General features: G+C 70.3%; 12 protein-coding genes. 5 read left to right on the top strand and 7 right to left on the bottom strand.

The window, feature by feature from the left end; genetic code table 11:
• Positions 1-4 precede the first annotated feature (4 nt).
• The 5 genes from ABD798_RS14490 to ABD798_RS14470 all read right to left on the bottom strand — a co-directional run bounded on the left by ABD798_RS14490 (position 5) and on the right by ABD798_RS14470 (position 8023).
• Positions 5-2695: a glycoside hydrolase family 172 protein gene (locus ABD798_RS14490; protein ID WP_344874826.1), complete on the bottom strand. Its 2691-nt coding sequence runs from the start codon at positions 2693-2695 to the stop codon at positions 5-7.
• Between the two features lie 48 nt (positions 2696-2743).
• Entirely contained in the window at positions 2744-3691 is a 948-nt protein-coding gene (locus ABD798_RS14485) for a substrate-binding domain-containing protein (RefSeq protein ID WP_344874995.1), read from the bottom strand.
• A 59-nt stretch (positions 3692-3750) separates the two neighbouring features.
• Entirely contained in the window at positions 3751-4764 is a 1014-nt protein-coding gene (locus ABD798_RS14480) for an ABC transporter permease (protein ID WP_344874824.1), read from the bottom strand.
• A complete protein-coding gene (locus ABD798_RS14475) occupies positions 4761-6311 on the bottom strand; it encodes a sugar ABC transporter ATP-binding protein (protein ID WP_344874822.1) in 1551 nt (516 codons plus the stop codon). The genes ABD798_RS14480 and ABD798_RS14475 overlap by 4 nt, the downstream gene beginning before the upstream one ends.
• Before the next feature lie 134 nt (positions 6312-6445).
• Positions 6446-8023, bottom strand: a complete 1578-nt coding sequence (locus tag ABD798_RS14470; protein WP_344874820.1) for a hypothetical protein — start codon at positions 8021-8023, stop codon at positions 6446-6448.
• Positions 8024-8808: 785 nt separating this feature from the next.
• Here ABD798_RS14470 and ABD798_RS14465 point away from each other — a divergent pair.
• Positions 8809-9822, top strand: a complete 1014-nt coding sequence (locus ABD798_RS14465; RefSeq protein ID WP_344874818.1) for an aminotransferase class V-fold PLP-dependent enzyme — start codon at positions 8809-8811, stop codon at positions 9820-9822.
• Positions 9823-9952: 130 nt separating this feature from the next.
• Here the strand turns inward: ABD798_RS14465 and ABD798_RS14460 are convergent, their stop codons facing one another.
• Positions 9953-10831: a ScbA/BarX family gamma-butyrolactone biosynthesis protein gene (locus ABD798_RS14460; protein ID WP_344874816.1), complete on the bottom strand. Its 879-nt coding sequence runs from the start codon at positions 10829-10831 to the stop codon at positions 9953-9955.
• A gap of 227 nt (positions 10832-11058) precedes the next feature.
• On the opposite strand from ABD798_RS14460, the gene ABD798_RS14455 reads away from it, so the two are divergent.
• From ABD798_RS14455 to ABD798_RS14445, 3 genes are all read left to right on the top strand, one after another.
• Entirely contained in the window at positions 11059-11718 is a 660-nt protein-coding gene (locus tag ABD798_RS14455) for a ScbR family autoregulator-binding transcription factor (RefSeq protein WP_344874814.1), read from the top strand.
• Positions 11719-11997: 279 nt separating this feature from the next.
• Complete coding sequence (locus ABD798_RS14450) at positions 11998-13068, top strand: helix-turn-helix transcriptional regulator (RefSeq protein ID WP_344874813.1); 1071 nt, start codon at positions 11998-12000, stop codon at positions 13066-13068.
• Between the two features lie 536 nt (positions 13069-13604).
• On the top strand, positions 13605-14435 hold the full coding sequence (locus tag ABD798_RS14445) for an SDR family NAD(P)-dependent oxidoreductase (RefSeq protein ID WP_344874812.1): 831 nt from the start codon (positions 13605-13607) through the stop codon (positions 14433-14435).
• A 347-nt stretch (positions 14436-14782) separates the two neighbouring features.
• On the opposite strand, the gene ABD798_RS14440 is transcribed toward ABD798_RS14445, so the two are convergent.
• Positions 14783-16894 (bottom strand): transglycosylase domain-containing protein, encoded by a 2112-nt coding sequence (locus ABD798_RS14440; protein ID WP_344874810.1) that lies wholly within the window; start codon positions 16892-16894, stop codon positions 14783-14785.
• 275 nt (positions 16895-17169) lie between these two features.
• Between ABD798_RS14440 and ABD798_RS14435 the strand changes: the two genes are divergently transcribed.
• The gene (locus tag ABD798_RS14435; RefSeq protein WP_344874808.1) at positions 17170-18846 is read left to right on the top strand and encodes a bifunctional 3'-5' exonuclease/DNA polymerase; all 1677 of its coding nucleotides are present in this window, start codon (positions 17170-17172) and stop codon (positions 18844-18846) included.
• The last annotated feature ends 35 nt before the right edge of the window (positions 18847-18881 follow it).

Raw genomic sequence — 18881 nt, 5'->3', positions numbered from 1 at the left:
AGGGTCAACGGCCCACCTGACCTTCCTTGGTGGAGACCGGGTCGCGCGGTCCGAGCACGTGCGGGCCCCGGTCCGGAACGGTCCAGTCCAGTGCGGGCGGATCGATGCGCTGCATCCCGGTGCGGCCGGGCTCGAACGGTTCCACCCACGAGCGGATGTGGTAGTCCGAGGACGACCACGGCGGCGAGCCCGGGATCGGCTCCAGGGTGATCCCCAGCGTCCGCTTCCCCGAGCTGAAGCGCGACGGGATCATGAACGTGTCCTGGAGCCACCGCTGGAACATGTTGCCGGAGGACATCAGCCACACGCCGACGAACTGCCCGTCGACGAGCACCCGCGCCTGTTGGTAGGAGCGGACCTGGTCGGCCGTGCGGATGATCTGCACGCCCGCGTTGTTCTGGTCGACGGCGACGGTGAAGGTGATCGGGCCGGTCGCGTGAGTGACCCGGCCGCTCGCCGTCGCGTGGTCGTCGTCGCCCTCGAACACCGATGTGAGGGTGCCGCTGGACTCACCGGCCGCGCGGTAGTTGTGCTGGTCGCGGCTGACCTGGTCGCTCGGGTTGAGCCCGTCGGTGCTGCGCAGCGCCCAGCGCGACTGGCCGTACCAGTACGCCGTGGAACTGTAGTCCGCGGCGACGTCGGCGACCGGCCCGTGCTCGATCCCGAAACGCAGTCCCGTGTTGAACGGGATCGCATCCGGAACCATCAACCGGTAGGCACCCGTGCAGTCGTAGACGCAGCCGTCCCGGCCGACCTCGTGCGCCGGGTATCCCGCGAGCGGCATCGCGAACGAGCCCGTGCGGAAGTACCACCCCGACTCGTAGAAGTCCTCCGTGCCCGTGCCGTGCTGGATCGGCGTCAGCAACCCGTCCGCGTAGACGCGCTCATCGCCTTCCAGGTAGAGCCGGGGAACCTCGGCGCTGAGCGGGATACGGCCGCGCATGCTGTGCGTGACCCCGTAGAAGACCCCGCGCCCGGGTGTGTCCACGAAGATCCAGTCCTTCGCGTGCCCGGTCGGCCCCTGGCGGTGCGTCGCGTTGAAGTAGCCCAGGGTTCCGTTGGGGCGCAAGCGGTCCCGAACCGAGGAGTCACCCGCCCAGGTCAGGTCCACCGAGGCGTCGGAGATCCGCACCCCGCTGGAGTTGACGATCTCCACGATCGCCCGCTCCGCGAACGGCATCGGCCACCACGAGGTGTACCAACCGTCCCGAGTCGCGTCCATGGAGAACATCAGCGACCGCGCGTCGTACTCGCCGAGGCCGGAACCGAAGAACTCCCCGATCGGCGCGTCCACGGTGGTCCGGCCGTCGAAGGTGATCCGCAGCCGCGCACCGGCGAGCACCGCGTCCGACGCGGAGATCATCCCGGCGTTGAACGGGTAGTTGAAGTAGTGCCGCCCCTGCCACTTCTGCTGCGTGACGCGGTAGCCGTGGGTCAGCTCCTCGCCGGGGCGGTCCGGCCCGACGTCCATCACGTCGGTGCGCACCCAGGTCCCGTTGACCAGGCTGTGCACGTCGTAGCGGAACTCGTTGAAGTCTAAGGACGACGCGACGAACTGGTTGCGGATGTTCAGCCGGGACTTGCCCGAGGTGAACTGCGCGCCGATGTCGATCGACTGGTCGGCCCACTGCGTCGGCGGAGCCTTCGGCGCGTGGAACCAGTCGGCGACGAAGGCGTTGTCCACCAACAACCTCGCGCGCTGCATCTCGATGTGCGGGTCGAAGCGACGGGTCAGCCGCACGCCCTGGTTGCGCGGGTCGACGGTGACCCGGAAGGAACTCTCACCGCCCGGCCCGAAGGCCCTGCCGTCGTCGTTGACGTGCGGGCTGGCCTGCACCTGCGGCAGGCGCACCTTCAGCTGGCTGATCTGACCCGGTCCCGTCAGTTCACCGACCCGCGCGGTCGCGCCCGGGTTGATGTCCACAGTGGACCGTGTGCTGGCCGCGTTCCACTTGGCCGGCTTGGGATCGCCGAGCCCGAAGGAACGCAGCTTCGCGATCACGTCGTTGGCCTGGTCGTTGCGGTTGAACGTGGACACCCCGTCGGCGTCGGCGAACGCGCGGTACACCACGTGCTGGAACAGCGGGTTGTTCTGCGTTGTCACGCGCATCGACTGCCGGAAGGGCATGGGCACCTTGATGACCACGCCGCCGGAGGTGTCCTCGCGGTTGCCCACCAACGGCCACACGAACGGCGCTCCGAGCTTGCCGTCCACCACGTCCTGCAACGGCGCCTCAAGCACCGTGGAGCCGTCCAGCTCGATCCTGATCCACCCGGTGCGCGACACCACGCCGTCGTCCCGGGTGAACCAGATCGACTCGATCTCCCCGGCACCGGAGCGCTCGGCGATCACGCAGTTCGGACCGATCATGCGCAGGCACGAGAACTGCCCGTCGAACCCGTCGTTGTTGCGGCCGGTCCGGTCGTAGCCGGAGAACTGCCGGGACTCGACCTGGCCGCGCAGCGTGCCGATCGAGTCCAGCTGGCGGTAGGTGGCCCAGCCGACCGGCCCCTTGCCGGAGGGCAAGGCCGAAACGGCCGGTGGCTGGGCCTGCGCGGGGGTCACGGCGGTGCCGGCGAAGGACAGCGCCGCGACGGATGCCAGTGATACGAGGAGCCGGAGTGTCCGGTGCCGTCCCTTGCGGAGCCGGTACCCCGGACGCGCGGGATCGTGGTGGATGACGTGTCTGCGCATGATCCGCCCCCTCACTGGCGAATGTCCTCACAGGACGTGGAGCAGGGACTAGCCGTTCGCCTCCCGGTACACCCGCTCGGCGTTCTCCTTGGTGATCAACTGCGTCGGCAGGGTCTGCTTCTTCTCGACTTGCTTGCAGTCCACCAGGAGCGTCTTGGCGGCGGCGATCGCTTCCTTGCCGCCGGTGGGGTAGGTGAAGGTAGCCGAAATCCGGCCCTGCTCCACGGCTTTCACCCCTCCGGATGGAATCGGGAGAGCGTCGATGCCGATGAACTTGATCTTCGACTCGCGGCCCGCCGCCTTCGCGGCCAGGTAGGCGCCCTCGGCCATCGGGTCGTTGTGCGAGTACACGACGTCGACCTCGGCGTTGGCCTTCAGGATCGCGTCCAGCTGCTGCTGGCCCTTCTCCCGCAACCAATCCCCGACTCCGGTAGCCACGATCTGCACCTTGGAGCCCAGCGTCTCGTGGAAGCCCTCGCTGCGCTCCTGGGCGGGTGTGGAGCCCGGCAGCCCCTTCAGCTCGACCAGCTTGCCGCCGTTGGGAAGCAGCTTCTCTGCGACGTACTTGCCCGCCTGGCGGCCGATGTCGCGGTTGTCCGCGCCGATGAAGCTGGTGTAGGCGTCGCCGTCGACCTTGCGGTCCAGCACCAGGACCGGAATGCCCTTGTCGTAGGCCTTCTTCACCACCGCGGTCAGCGGCGTCGCCTCGTTCGGACTGATGATCAGCAGGTTGATCTGCTGGGTCAGGAAGTTCTCCACGTCGGAGACCTGTTTGGCGTTGTCCTGCGCGGCGTCGGCGAACTTCACCTCGAACTGCGGCACCTTCGCTGCGGCAGAGCGGATGTCGTCGTCCATCCGCTGCCGGTACGGCTCGGCCACGTTGGCCTGGCTCATCCCGATGACGTACTTGCCGCCCGGTCCCTCGCACTTGGCGGGCGTCGCCGGGCCCTTGCCGCTGTTCTGGCTCGTGGTTCCACAAGCCGTGACCGCCAGCATCAGGCAAGCGGTGGCAGCGATGCTTCTCTTCACGTCGGAAGTCCCTTTCCCCAGGCGGTTCATGACGTGGGCCGCAGTCGTTGCAACGCGGCCGCCGCCACGATCACCAGACCCTTGATCAGGAGTTGCACGTTGGCGTCGATGTTGTTCAACGCCAGGATGTTGTTCAGCACGCCCAGCAGCAGCGCACCGGTCACGGTGCCCACCACGGAACCCCTGCCGCCGGTGAGCGCGGTGCCACCGATCACCACGGCGGCGATCGCGTCCAGCTCGTAGCCCGCGCCGTCGTTGGGGCTGCCCTGGTTGAGCTGCCCGGCATGCACGATCCCGGCCAGCGCGGCCAGCAGACCCGAGATGCCGAACACGATGATCTTCACGCGGTTCACCGGGACACCGGAGAGCCGCGCCGCCTTCTCGTTGCCGCCCACCGCGTACAGGTGCCGGGAGAACGCGCTGGTGCGCAGGAACAGGATGGCCAGCACGGCAAGCCCCGCGAAGATCAGCGCGGGGATCGGCACCACACCACCGAAAGTGCGCTCGCCCAGCAGCGAGAACGTCACCGGGGCCTCGTTCGGCCCGTCGCCGTAGGCGATCGCGACGCCCTGACCGTCGGACCAGATCCGCGCGAGCCCTCTGGCTATCTGCAGTCCCGCCAGCGTCACGATGAACGCCTGGATGCCGAACAGCGCGCTCGCCATCCCTTGCAGCAGACCGAAGACCAGGCCCACCGCGAGCACGATCAGCACCGCCGGGACCACCCCGAGGTCGTCGTGCACCAGCAGCACGGCCGAACCCACCGCCGACAGCCCTAGCACCGCGCCGACCGAGAGGTCGATGCCGCCGACCAGGATCACGAAGGTCATCCCGATGGCGATGATGCCGATCTCGGAGACCGCGCGCACCACGTTGAACAGGTTGTCACTGGTGAGGAACAGGATCTCGCCGTTGCGCCTCGGCGAGAACACGATCGCGGCCACGAACACCGCGATCAGCCCGAAGAAGCTCTGGAAGGAGAACAGCGTCTCCCGCCAGTCCACCTTGCGCTTCGCGCGCACGTCGGGTTGCAGGCTCATCGCACACCTCCCCCGGCGGTCTCGCCCATGGTGGCGGCGAGCAGGTCCGCCTCCCCGATCTCACTGGTGCGCAGTTCCCGCACGTTCCGCCCTCCCCGGAGCACGACGACCCGGTCGCAGACGCCGATCAGCTCGGCCAGCTCCGATGAGGCCAGCAGCACCCCGATGCCCTGCCCGGCGATCTCGCCGAGCAGTTCGTAGATCTCCGCCTTGGCGTTGATGTCCACGCCGCGGGTCGGCTCGTCCAGCAGCAGCAGCTTCGGCTTGGTCAGCAGCATCCGGCCGAAGACGACCTTCTGCTGGTTGCCGCCGGAGAGCGTGCCGACCGGGTCCGCGAGCGAGGAGAGCTTGACGCGCAAGCGTGTGGCGCTCTCCGCCGCGTGCTCGTGCTCGGCCCGGCGCGACACCACCACGCCCGCCGTCCTCAGTTTGTCCACAATGGACAGAACAGTGTTCGCGAGCACCGAGTGCTCCAGCACGAGACCGCTGACCCGCCGGTCCTCCGGCACGAACGCGATGCCCTTGGCCAGCGCGGCGCGCGGACCCCTCGGCCGCACGTCCACGCCGTCCACGAGCACGCGGCCGTCCCAGCGACCGGCGGAACCCGCCCCGTACAACGTCTCCAGCAGCTCGGTGCGCCCGGCCCCGAGCAGTCCGGCCAGCCCGACGATCTCCCCGCGCCGCACCGTCAGGCTGATCCCCGCGGGCTCCTTGCGGCCCGAGCGAGGACGGCGCGGGTGCACGGTGAGGTTCTCCACGCGCAGCAGCTCCTCGCCCGCTTCCCCGTGGGAGGCCTGGAAGAGCGTGCGCACCGGACGGCCCACCATGGCCTCGGCGGCCTGCTCGGCGGTCATCTTCCTGGCGTCGAACTCCTCGACGATCCTGCCGTTGCGCAGCACCGTCGCGCGGTCGGCGACGCGGCCGATCTCGTCCATGCGGTGCGAGATGTAGACGATGCCCGCGCCCTCGCGCCGCAGCTCGTCGATGACGCCGAACAACTGCTCCACCTCGGCCGTCGACAACGCCGAGGTGGGCTCGTCCATGATGAGCACCTTGGCGTCCAGGGAGAGCGCGCGGGCGATGGTGACCAGCTGCTGCTCGCCCACCCTCAGCTCGCCGACCGGGCGGCGCGGGTCGATGTCGATCCCGATGCGCCGCAACAGGTCCGCGGTCCACACGCGCATCTGCTTGCCGTCGACCGTGCCGATCCGCGTGCGCGGTTCCCTGCCCAGGTACAGGTTCTCCGCGATGGAGAGCCCCGGTACCAGGTCCAGCTCTTGGTGGATCATGGCGATGCCCGCGCGCTGCGCGTCGACCGGGCCGCCGAAGCGCACGGTCTCGCCCTCGATCGCGATCTCGCCCGAGTAGTCGGTGATGTCCCCCGACAGGATCTTCATCAGGGTCGACTTGCCCGCGCCGTTCTCGCCGAGCAGCGCGTGCACCTCGCCGGCTCTGATGTCGAAATCCACGTCCTGGCAGGCAAGAACGCCGCCGTAGCGCTTGCCGATGCCGGTCAGCCGGACCAGCTTCGGTGCGTCGTTGGCCATACCCTGCTCCACCGGACGAAGTGAACGGGACGTTACGGGAAAACGATTACTGCGGACGCTAGGACCGGCCCACCGGTGTGTCAAGCGTCACGTGGTCACAGCACGGGCATGACGCGCCATTTCCACCGTTCGTCTCAGCCGGGCTGTTCGCGCATCACCAGCACGTCCCCGTGCCCGCCGTAGCCCAGGACGCTCTCCGCGTACTGAGTCCCGTCAAAGGTCACCAACCACCACTGTGTTTGTCTTGTCGGCGGGCCTCCGGGCAAGGGCACCTCCACGAGCTGCGGATGCGGAATGTTGGTGCGATAAGGGGCGTCCAGCGTGCCGAGCAGGTTCATCGCGAGGTCGTAGACCCGGTACTCTCGGGCATCGCCGTCGCTGGCGAGCAGGTACCACTGCCCGCCGACGCGCTGGATGATCGTGCCCTCGGTCTGGTCCAGCGAGGTGTCCGCCCCGATCAGCTTCAGGCCCTGGTGGTACTCGGCACCAACTGGTCCGACCGCCAGTGCCGGGTGGAACTCGAAGGATGGCGACTGCCTCGGGCTCTCCACGAAGGCCACGTGCCACTGATCACCGATCTTGGTGAGCGACGGGTCCCACGCGCTGACAGCCGTCGGCAGCGGGAACCGCGCTGTGCGCAGGACGTGCACCCCGGACAGCACGTTCGCGGCCGTCTCCACGTGGCGCACGTGCACCCCGTTGAACGCGAAGTCGCCCCAAGAGCTCATCGCCACGATGTACCGGTTTCTGCGCTCGTCGTACACGACCTGCCCGGCGTGGTCCCCAACGATCACCCCATCGCGTTGGAAGAACAGCTGCGAGACCTGCTCCAGCCGTTGCGGATTCGCGAGGTCCATGGCCCACACCCCCCAGTGCGCCTGCTGGAAGAACCCCAGCCCAGCGCACGTGAAGGTGAAGTAGACCTTGTTGTCCCGGATGAGCGGCTTCCCCTCAGCCGTCTGCACCAGGTGCCCGTCGCGCAGCCCCGCCTGGCCGAAGTACCCCGCGCGGATCCGGCCGAGCGTGCTCGTCCCCGAGCCGCCGAAGGCGTAGCGCATCTGCCGCAACCTGTCCGGCACGCGGAGGTCGACCAGCCCCGAGACGCCTTCGCGCTCACTGATCAACGGCGTCCACGCCGTGCCCGTGTTCGTTGCGTCGACAAGCACCGTGACCGCGTTCTCGTTGAGCACGAACGCCAATCGGAACGGAGTGCGCAGCGGTACCTGCTTCACCGAGTCCACAATGGTCAGCTTCCCGCCGACCGTGACCTCGATCGTCGCCGAGCCGTCCGAGCGGTAGCGCGCGAGCACGGAATTGGCCTGGTCCAAGGCAATCCCCGCCACCGCGCTGGAGTCCGCGCCGAGCGAGGCGACCTCCACGAGCACCGAGCAGAACGGCGCGCGCGGCCCCGCCGAGGTGACCACGAGGGAGTCCCCCGCCAGCCGCACCGCTCCGCCGTCGCTGATCCGCACGCCCCGCGCCGCCACCCCGGCACGGTCGCGCGCCGTCGCCGTGTCGAACTGCTCGAAGCCCGGCGCCAGCAAGGCGAACGGCCGGAACTGGTCCGTCACGCGGAAACGCAGGTCCAGCGGCCCTCGCCGCTGGGCCGCCACCGCGGCCCCTGGCGTGGCACCCAGTGCCGCGAGGGCCCCGAGCCCGCCCAGTCCCCTCAGCACTCCGCGCCGGTCGAGCACGGGCTTCTCCGCAACCACGCCGCCTCCTCCCGACCCCCGGCGCCGTTGCCGGGGAGTGAGGTCCGTTCCTCCCGGACTCGGCCGGGTGGTTGGAAATCATGCAACCGCGCGCCACCGGGCGAGGTCAACGCGTCCGATCGGGAACACCCCCGCCCACCGGCCCGCGATCATCCACAGTGGACACAGCCGGTGAGCGCCGCGCCTACCCCAGGTGGAGGCCGCCCACCCCGATCAGACCATCGGGGACACGGAACGGAGGACACTGAACGTCCCCGCCGCGCTCCGCCCACGCCCTGCATGAGGATGACGCCGTGTCACAACAGCCCAACCCCGCTCCGCACTCGAACCCCCAACCGCCGACCCCGCGCTCTCGCCCCACCACCCCCTCCGCACCACCCTCAACGTCCGCCCACACCAACGCCCCGTTTGGTGCGTCCAAGTCCCTGAACGACCCCTTCAGTGCGTTGAGCGCACCAAACGACCCGTTCAGCGCCCTCAACGCACCAAACGAGGCGTTCGCTGGCGGCACCAGCACCGACGGCACCACAACCGACGGCACCGGCGGCCCGACGACGGCCACGTCCCCGCCGCGCCGCGCAGGACAACCGGAACCGACGCCCCACGCCGAGGCGGAACCTCGACCCCAACCGACGGCAAAGCCCAGTCCACGCACCATCACCACGGCGGACGAACCGACGTCGGCGCCCCTCACCGCGGCACCCAACCTGAACGCAGTACCGCGCCCACCGGACGCAGCGCCGCACTACCTCGACTTCGCGCGTTTCGGGCCGCCGACGCCACCGGTGCGCGACGCGTTGCTGGACGCGATTCGCCTCTCGGCGACGGGCGCGCCCGGTGTCGTCGACGAGCTGCACGATCGCGAGACCCGCGCGGCCGATGTCGCGGCGAAGCTGACGGGCTTCGACAGAGCAGGCGTCACGCTGGTGCCGTCGACCAGCGCCGGACTCTTCCACGTCGCGTTCGGGCTGAACGGCCCCGGCCGGGTGTTGGTGCCCCGCCACGACTTCCCCGCCAACGTCTACCCGTGGCTGCGCGCGCAGGAGCGCGGCGGGCTCACCGTCGACTTCCTCGACACCCCGGACGGCCACGCCTCCCCGGAGCGCGTCGCGGCGGAACTGCGTCCCGACACGGTCGCGGTCACAGTCAGCGCGGTGGACTACCGCACGGGGTGCCGAGCTGACCTGCCCGCGCTGCGCGAGGTGATCGGCGACCGCCTGCTGGTCGTCGACGCGATCCAGGGCTTCGGCGTGAGCGACCAGCCGTGGCACCTCGCCGACGTCGTGGTCGCGGGCGGGCAGAAGTGGCTGCGTTCAGGCTGGGGCGCTGCGCTGTTCGCCGCGTCGCCGCGAGCGCTGGACCGGCTCACCGGCGGCCTCACGGGTTGGTCCGGTGTCGAGGACCGCGCGGTATTCGATGCCACCGAGCACCCGGTGCTGGCCGACGCGGGCCGCATCACGATGACGATGCTCAACCCGCTGGCGATCACCGGTCTGCTCACCTCGCTGACCGAGCTGGAGCGCGCGGGCCAGCGCGCCGTCGCCGAGGCCGTCACCGGCGGGGCCGACCTGCTCGTCGAACGCCTGCTGTCCTGCGGCGCGGAGCTGCTCACCCCGGCCGAGCCGGGCCGGCGCGCGGGCATCGTCTCCGTCCGGCTCGACGAGCCGAGGTGGTCGGTGGTCACCGAACGGCTGCGCGAGCTGGGTGTCGTGGCCACCGCCCGTCCCGGCTACCTCCGGTTCTCCGTGCACGCCGACACCACCGTGGACGCGGTCGAACTGGCCGCCTCCGCCCTGTAGCCCACTCCAGACTCGCGCGACAACGGTCCACCCGTTCCGATTGGCAGGGAAGTGCCGACCCACAATTCACCACAACCGGCAAACATGAATCGATCACAACAACACGAAGATCAACTTCCCTGACCATTTGTCAGCGCGGGTTGGGAACTCTCCACCCGCCATCGGGGGACATAAACCAGGACACCGTTCCGGTGGTTTTCCCGCCCTGTTCGAGATCGAACACGGGATCACCGGGACCGGGCCGCAGCACCACGGCGGCGGGCGGGTCCAGCTCCACGTACCTGGTCAGTTCGGCGTGGCAGCCCAGCGGCAGCAGTCCCCGCCCGGTGTAGGCAAGTGCCTGCCGCGTCGCCTCGAACACCAGCATCCCCGGGACGTGGTCGAGCGGGTGGTCGAAGAGCACCGGATGACCTCGATCCACCCGCACCAGCCAGGTCGACGGATCGGCTCCCGGGCTGAGCACGACGTCCTGCTCCCGCGACCGGTTGACCCGGCGCGGCTCGACCGGGGGCAGGTCGGCGGTCTCGCCCACCGCCTCCCCCGGCAGGGACCTCGCCCGCAGGTTCCGGTAGAGCGCCTCCGGCAGGCAGGTCATCTCCCCCGTGCCTGATCCGAGCACCTCGCCGTCCCTGGAGAACAGGACGCGGATGCCCAGTCGCACCGCCCCGGTCGGGCGACGGCCGCGCACCTGACAGGTGACGTCGATCGTCAGGTCCGCGGGCTCCCGGCCCAGCCGCAGCAGCCGCGCGTCGACGTCGTAGCCGATGGAGTGCATGACGAAGTGGTGGCCGACCGCGACGCCCGCTCCGACGTGCGCGACGAGCAACCCGGCCTGCCGAACCGTCTCCAGCAGCAGCAGGGGATCGTGCGCCCCGGTGGGCAGCGGTCGGTAGAAACTATGGTCACGGGGCCACTGAGCACCGATCATGTAGCGGTCACCCGCCGTCCGGGCCCACCCGGTCAGCAGGACCTCGTGCACGGCGGCGCGGTGCACCAGCCTGCGGTCCACCGTGCTGTGGAATAGCGGACTGGGCGGATCTGGTATCGATTGGAGAAGGCCACACCGACAACCGAGCACGTTCTGAGTGAAGGATGAAGTCACTGCCGTCGAAGTCGCTACCGTCACTGCCATCGCTCTAGCACCTCAGTCCCTGACGGGGGACGCTTCCGCGTTCGATTAGCATACCGACGGGTAGGTATGCGAGCTTTCCCCAATTAGCATGATGGAGAGCGCCAATGCGCAAAAAGGAACGGGCGGAGCTGACCCGGGCCAAGCTGATCAAAGCCGCGGCGACGACCTTCGACGACAAGGGCTTCCGGGGGACGAGCCTGCAGGACGTGTGCGAGGCCGCGGGCGTGACCAAGGGCGCGCTCTACTTCCACTTCCCGTCCAAGGACGCGCTGGCGCTGGCCGTCATCGAGGAGCACTACCGGGGCTGGCCGCCCTCGGTGGACAGCCTGCTGCTGACCAGTGACGGCCGGGCGCTGCAGGCACTGGTGGACCTGTCCTTCCAGTTCGCGGGCCAGCTCGTCGGCGACCCGGTCATCCGCGCCGCCGTCCGCCTGGTCTTCGAGTCCGAGTTCGACGAGCCCGAGCCCCGCCGCGCCTTCTCCGGCTGGATCTCCGCCGCGGGCGCGCTGCTGGCGCAGTCCGCCGAGCAGGGCGACCTCCGCGACGGCCTCGACCTCACCGCCACCGCCGAACTGCTGGTCGGCGTGTTCACCGGCAGCCAGCTGGTCGCCCAGTCGCTGACCGGCCGCAAGGACATGATCGAGCGCATCCGCCACCTCTGGGTCTGCTTCCTGCCCGGCCTGCGCCCCGACGGCGCGCCCGCCGACCTGCGGCTGGAGCCGCCCACCCTGGAGCGCCCGAGGGTCACCTCCCCTTCTCTGTAGACCTTTCCCGCGACCCCTCCAGAGAACCGGGCGCCTTCTCGATTCGGGCACGTCCCGTTGCGATAACGAAGTCGTTCACTCACGCACGGTGATTGACAGCGGGGACGTCTTGGCGTTTGGATACCGGTTGGTCGGTATCTTTCGAGCCAGGTCGCGTGGGACCCGGGAAGTCGCGTGGAAGAGGTGGGCGATGTCGACGCGCAACAGGACGTTGACGCTGGTACGGCGCGCGAGTGGGGGCTCGCGGCGGTTCGGGGGCTGGTTCAGGTGAGCCGCCCGATGGACGCCGTGACACGCAAGGAGAGCAGCACACCGGTACTGGACGAGCCCGCGGTCTACCGCCTGCTCGTCCACTTGATCACGCACGGCCCCGTCGCGGTGTGCGTGCGCGACCCCGACGGCCGCTACCGCTGGGTGAACCAGGCGTACGCGGCGCTCTACGACCGCTCCGCCTCGGACATGATCGGCGCGCCGATGGACGAGTTCGGTCCGCGCGCGCTCGCCGGTGAGCAGCAGTGGCTGGACGCGGAGATGCTCACCAGGGCCTGCGAGACCACGATCATCCGGCCGCACCGGTTCGCGCTGCGGCTCAACAGCCGCCGCACCCGGCACGTCGCGGGGTACCTGGCGGCGGTGCGCGCGCGCAACGGGCGGGCCTTCGTCGCCGGTTTCTACCTCGACCTGACCGAGCAGATGCGCGCCAAGCGCGAGCTGTTCCAGATGCGCGAGCGGCACCGCGCGGTCGCGGAGCGCTCGACCATCCCGGTGCTCGTGTGCGATCCGGACGGCACGGTCAGCGACGCCAACCCGGCGCTGTGCGAGCTGCTCGGCCGCCAGCTGCACGACCTGCGCGGCGCGACGGCGGGCTCACTGCTGTTCAACCGGAACAACCCGCAGTGCGGCGCGTGGTGGGGCGACCTGCTCGGCGGCAAGATCCCCAGCCACCGCGCGCGGGTGCTGCTGGACCGCAAGACCGAGGCCCCGGTCGAGGTCCGCTTCACCGCGTCGGTCTCGCGCAGCCCGGACGGCCAGCCCGCCTCGGTGGTCTTCGCCGTGGAGGCCGTGCGGCAGATGCGCTGGGCCACCATGGCCGGGTCGACGCCGCTGCTGTCCGAGGTCCAGGCCAGGGTGCTGGAGCGGGTGGCCATCGGCGACTCCAACGCCGCGATCGGCCGCGCGCTGAACCTGTCCCGGCAGAGCATCGACTACCACCTGGCGGTGCTGCGCCGCCGGCTCCGGGCGCCCAGCAGGACCGCGCTGGTCTCGCACGCCTACGCCCTCGGGCTGCTCGACGCGGAGGAGTGGCCGCCGACCGTGCACGCGGCGGCCAGGCCAGCGGAACCGCGCTGAGCGAACGGCACTCACGGCGCCGGCACCCCACCTCGGGGGCCGGCGCCGTCGCTTTCGGCCACCCGCTCACCGGCGCCGCCGTCCGAAGTAGCTCGCACTGAGGCGAACGGCCCCAATTCGCGCTCACCCCGGCGGCGGTTCTCGTGAACGCGGTTCACGGAGCACGATAAGGGGATGCCAGGCCGAGGAATGGGCGGCCGTCCCGAGGCCGCCCTCTCGCCTGGCACGCAATTCGACCAGGAGTCGTGTTCGGTGATGTCGGCGAAAACGCTGCCGGTACGTCGCGCCGCCACAACGGGAGAGCCCTCGACGTGGGCCCTCACCTGCGCGGACACCCACCGTCGGCCCGGGGGAGCCTGGCTGGCCGCCACCACGGTCCCACCTTCCCGGAAGGCACGGCGAGGCATTTCCGGCGCCCCACTCCCGCCTTTTCCGGGAACCACGTGCCAGAAACCGGGAAAAGCTCGTTGCGGAGTGCAAGACGCAACTCCGGATAACCTGCCGAAAATCGGCGCGCGGTGTGGAAGACGGGGCCGATGAGCCCCATCACGGCGGCTCTGGTCACCGGGGCGACGGACGGCATCGGCAGGGCGACCGCGCGGCGGCTGGCCGGTCTGGTGGACACGCTGCTGATCCACGGCAGGCGGCAGGACGCGCTGGAGGAGCTCGCAGGGGAGCTGGCCCCGGCCAACCCCGGCACCACCGTGGTGCCGCTGCTGGCCGACTTCACCGACCTCGCCCAGGTCGAGCGGATGGCCGAGGCCGTGCGCGACCGGCTGGAGGTGCTGGACCTGCTGGTCAACAACGCCGCCGTCGCCGGAGGGCGGCCCGGGGTGAGCAGCCGGGACGGCCACGAGCCCGCGTTCCAGGTGAACTACCTGGCGCCGGTGCTGCTCACCGCGAAGCTGTTCGAGGTGCTCGCCCGCAGCGGCGCCAGCAAGATCGTCAACCTGTCGTGCGCGCAGCACCGCTCCGTGCGCTTCGCCTGGCCGACCACGTGGCCGAGCGTGCCGCAGCACCCCAAGGTCGCCTACGCGCGGTCGAAGCTGGCCCTCGCCGTGCACACGTGTTCGCTGGCCACCGCGCTGGAGGGCACCGGAGTGTCGGCGGTGAGCGTGGACCCCGGGGCGATCGAGACGAAGCTGCTGCGCGCCACCTTCGGCTTCTCCGGAGCACCTCCGGCGGCCGGGGCCGACCACGTCCTGCACGCGGCCACCACGCGCCAGGACGTCAACGGCGTGTACTTCGAGGGCAAGCGCCGCGTGCGCCCCGCCCAGGACGCGCTGCGCCGCGACGCGCAGTTCCAGTTGGACGCCGTGACCATGCGGTTGCTGTCGCTGCGCCCGCCGTGGCTGAACTCCACCTGACCTGACCGGCATCCGCCCCAGGCGTTAACCCGTTCGGCGCGCCCGGTGACGTGCGACGGAGCATAGAAAGGACGACGTCGAGCCCCACAGGCGTTGACACCGCGAACCGGGCCGCGCCGGGGTTTCTGGGAGGAGACCCCCGGCGCGGCCCGTTTCCCACTCCGGGGTCCACCGTCGCCAAGACCCCGCGCGCTGCTCAGCCAGGTTTGCGCGTCTTCAAGTACACCGAACCCCCACCTCAGCGGTCTCCAACCGCAGCAAACCCCTGGCCTGGCCCGGCGGGGTTCGGGGGTCTTGAAGACGGCTCAACCCCCCGCCAGGTGGTGGCAGGGGGTTGAGAGGTGGGGCTAGCTCATGTGTTGCGGGGACGCGGGGGGCAGCTCCTCGCGCTTCTTGTCCTTGTGGATCTTCTTCATGGCCTCGAACCACGTTCGCGCCGGGACCTTGCCGCCGTAGATGTTGCCGTTGCGGCACAGCGTGGGCTGGCTGCCATCGCAGATCGGGCGCGGTGAGTCGCTGTCGCTGAAGGTGAGCACCGCGCCGGAGTACTGCGGGGTGGCGCCGAGGAAGCCAGCGGACTTGTGGTCCTGGGTGGTGCCGGTCTTGCCGAGCATCGGCCGGTCCCACCCTGCGGCGCGCGCGGCCGCGGCGGAGGTGCCGTTGCCCTGGTCGTCCTTGCTCAGCGCCTGGGCCATGCTGTTGGCCAGCTCGGGGCTGACCACCTGCTCGCACGGGGCTTCCTTGACCGGGATCGGCTTGCCCGCGCGGTCGAGGACCTGCTCGATCGGGCTCGGCGGGCACCAGACGCCGCCGGAGGTCAGCGTGGCGCCGACGTTGGCCAGCTCCAGCGGGCTGACCGGGGTCACGCCGAGGGTGAACGAGCCGGAGTTGTCCTGCTTGATCAGCTGTTCCTGGGTCAGCTTGTACTGCCGGTTCTTGCTGTCCGGGTTGGGCTTGGTGCCCGCGTTGTTCACGCCCTGCATGCTGGTGCGCAGGCCCAGCTTGATCGACATGTCGACGACGTTGCCCAGCCCCGCGCGCTCCTCCAGCCAGATGAAGCCGGTGTTCGGCGACATGGCGAGCGCCTGCTGCAGCGACATCGCCTCGCCGTAGTCACCGGCGTTCTTGACGGTGTAGCCGCGACCGCCGTTCTTGTAGACCGGGGAGGTGTAGGTGGGCGGGGTCGGGATGCTGGTGTTGATGCCCGCCTTGCCCTCCTCCATGGCAGCGGCGGCGGTGAACACCTTGAAGATCGAGCCCGCGCCGAAGCGGGCGACGTCGCTGGGCAGCCGGTAGGAGGTCTGGCCGAGGTCCTGCTTGGTGCCGTAGTCCCGGTTCGCCGCGAGCGCGACGACGCGGTGCTTGTCCTTGCCGGGCTGCACCACCGCGATCACGTTGGCGATGCCGTCGGTGGTCTTGGAGACCTCGCCCTCGGCGGCCGACTTCGCCGCCTCGGTGGCGACGGGGTCCAGGGTGGTCTTGATCGTGTAGCCGCCGCGCTTGACCTGCTCGAGCGGGATGCCCGCCTTCTGCAGGTAGTCGATCACGTAGGCGCAGAAGAACCCGTTGACGTTGCCGCCGCCGGTGCCGACGCAGCCGTTGGACAGGGTGCGCAGCGGGTTCTGCGTGCCCAGCTCGGCGGCCTTGAGGTTGTCGATCTCCTGCTTGAGCTTGGCCGGGTCGGCGATCGGGAACGCCTTGTTCTCGGCCATCTTGTCGATCACCCAGTTGCGCCGCTTGACCGCGCCCTCGGGGTTGTTCACCGGGTTGAGCCTGCTGGGCTGGTTGGCGAGGCCCGCGAGGAAGGCGGCCTGCGGGATGGTCAGGTCCTTCGGCGAGGTGTTGAAGTAGGTGCGCGCCGCGCTGGCCACGCCGTAGATCTGGCCGCCGAAGGGCACGATGTTGAGGTAGCGGGTGAGGATCTCGTCCTTGTTCTTCACCTCGCGCTCCAGCTGCAGCGCGATCCGCGCCTCGCGGAGCTTGCGCGCGATGCTGCGCTCGGTGGCCTTCTCCCGCTCGTCGTCGGTCTTGGCGACCACGTAGGCCAGGTAGTTCTTGACGTACTGCTGGGTCAGCGAGGAGCCACCGCCGCCGTCGCCCTCCTGCACCACGTTGTCCACCGCGGCGCGGAAGATGCCCTGCCAGTCCACGCCGTTGTGGTCGTAGAAGCGGCGGTCCTCGACGGCGACGATCGCGGCCTTCATGTTGGGCGAGATGTCCTCGCTGCGCACGATGGTGCGGTCCTGCTCGAACAGCGAGGCGATGACCTTGCCGTTCTTGTCGAGCACCGAGGTCACCTGCGGCGGGTCGACGCTGACCAGGTCGGCGGAGATCTGGTCAACGGATTCGCTGGCGCGGTTGGACATCAGGCCGACGCCCCCGATGACGGGGAACATCATCGCCGCGACCAGGACCCCGGCCACGACGCACAACCCGATCAACTTCGCCAGTCCCGTCACGCGGGAGGCAACCACTTCTCGACAACCCCTTCCACGACTGCTCCTGGTCTCCGCCGCCTCGCGGCCGGAAACCTGCTTGCAGGGCCGAGCACCGGCAGGCACGCCCCGTTCGGGCGGCGCGGATCGACTCTCCCCCATGTATAGGTCGCCTCAGGCGCCCAGAAGGTTGCTTCGGGGGACCGACCAAGTTCCGTGTCACCACACTAGGTCACTCCCCCGACGGTTCACGGCGTCGCGGGGGCTGAGTGTCAGTGGGGACGCGCACAATCCCGGGTGTGCGGGTGGCGCTGGTGGTGACTGCGGACGGCGGCGGGGTGCTGTGCCCGCTCGCGGAGGACGGTTCCGCGGCCGGGCCGGTGCTGCGCGTGCCCGACGCGGTGGCCGCCGTGCGCGAGCGGGAGCGCGCCGACCGGCCGCGCTGGGTGTGGGCGAGCACGGCGGAGACCTACCCGAAGCTGCTGGCGGCGGGCGTGCGGGTGGACCGCTGCCACGACGTGGAGCTGACCGAGGCGCTGCTCAGCGGTCACGCGGGCCGGTGGGGCGAGCCGAGGGGGCTGGGCGCTGCGCTGGCCAGGCTGCGCGGCTGGCCGGTGCCGCCGGACCCGCCCGCCAGGACGAAGGAGCTCCAGCCGACGCTGTTCGAGACCGGTGAGGCGGCGCTGCCGGGCGGGGTGGACCCGCTGGACGCGCTCGTGGAGGTGCACGCCGACCAGCAGCGGCGGATCGGCGAGGTGGCGCTGCCCGCGCGGTTCCGGCTGCTGGTGGCGGCGGAGTCGGCCGGAGCGCTGATCGCGGTGGAGATGGGCGCGACCGGGCTGCCGTGGCGGGCCGACGTGCACGACGCGCTGCTGGTGGAGATGCTCGGCTCGCGCTCGGCGGCCGGTGCGCCGCCGCGCAGGCTGGGCGAGCTGGCCGAGCGGATCAGCCAGGCCTTCGGCGACCACCGGATGCACCCGGACTCCCCCGCCGAGGTGCTGCGCGCGTTCGCCAGGGCAGGCGTCAAGCTCAGCTCGACGCGCTCGTGGGTGCTGCGCGAGGTCGACCACCCCGCGGTGCCGTTGTTGTTGGAGTACAAGGAGCTCTACCGCATCCACGTGGCGCACGGCTGGTCCTGGCTCGCCTCGTGGGTCCACAGTGGACGGTTCAGGCCGGAGTACGTCGCAGGCGGCGTGGTGTCCGGGCGGTGGGCCACCCGCGGCGGCGGGGCGTTGCAGATCCCCCGCAAGGTGCGCGGCGCGGTGATCGCCGACGAGGGGTGGAAGCTCGTCGCCGCCGACGCCAGCCAGCTCGAACCCCGGGTGCTCGCGGCGATGGCGGCCGACCACCGGCTCGCGGCGGCCGCGGGGGACGGGGACCTGTACGCGGCGCTGGCCGCCGACGCCTTCGAGGGGGACCGCGCGCGGGCGAAGCTGGGCATGCTCGGGGCGCTCTACGGCCAGACCTCCGGCGGGATCGGCCCACTGCTGGCCACGCTGCGCCAACGCTTCCCCGCAGCGATGAACTACGTGGAGCACGCCGCGCAGCTCGGCGAGAGCGGGGCGTTGGTGCGCTCCTACCTCGGCAGAACGTGCCCGCCCGGGTCGGTGTCGGTGTCGCTGGAGGGCTCCGAGCCCGCGTTCGAGACGGCGGCCGGCGACGACCGCAAGGCCCTCTCGGCAGCGCGCGCCCGAGGTCGGTTCACCCGCAACTTCGTGGTGCAGGCGACGGCGGCGGAATGGGCGCTGGCGATGCTGGCCAGCCTCCGCGCCACCCTGCACGAGCTGGGCGACGCCGAGCTGGTCTTCTTCCAGCACGACGAGGTGATCGTGCACTGCGCGGAAGGCGTCGCCGAGCAGGTCGTGACCGCCGTGCACGACGCGGCGGTCACCGCGACCCGGCTGCTCTTCGGCGACACCCCCGTGCGCTTCCCCTTGGAGGCCAAGATCGTCGACTGCTACGCCGACGCCAAGTAGCTCTCCGCCGGGTTCAGCAGTCTTCAAGACCAGCA

This window comes from Allokutzneria multivorans (assembly GCF_039537405.1).
Lineage (GTDB): Bacteria > Actinomycetota > Actinomycetes > Mycobacteriales > Pseudonocardiaceae > Allokutzneria > Allokutzneria multivorans.
Note: the sequence above shows the minus strand (reverse complement) of the source record. Positions and strands in the feature narration are given on the sequence as shown.

Bases quoted from the DNA above. Each gene is read 5' to 3' on its own strand.
- ABD798_RS14490 (WP_344874826.1), bottom strand. From the start codon at position 2,695: ATGCGCAGACACGTCATCCACCACGATCCCGCGCGTCCGGGGTACCGG.
- ABD798_RS14485 (WP_344874995.1), bottom strand. From the start codon at position 3,691: ATGCTGGCGGTCACGGCTTGTGGAACCACGAGCCAGAACAGCGGCAAG.
- ABD798_RS14480 (WP_344874824.1), bottom strand. From the start codon at position 4,764: ATGAGCCTGCAACCCGACGTGCGCGCGAAGCGCAAGGTGGACTGGCGG.
- ABD798_RS14475 (WP_344874822.1), bottom strand. From the start codon at position 6,311: ATGGCCAACGACGCACCGAAGCTGGTCCGGCTGACCGGCATCGGCAAG.
- ABD798_RS14455 (WP_344874814.1), top strand. From the start codon at position 11,059: ATGCGCAAAAAGGAACGGGCGGAGCTGACCCGGGCCAAGCTGATCAAA.
- ABD798_RS14450 (WP_344874813.1), top strand. From the start codon at position 11,998: ATGGACGCCGTGACACGCAAGGAGAGCAGCACACCGGTACTGGACGAG.
- ABD798_RS14445 (WP_344874812.1), top strand. From the start codon at position 13,605: ATGAGCCCCATCACGGCGGCTCTGGTCACCGGGGCGACGGACGGCATC.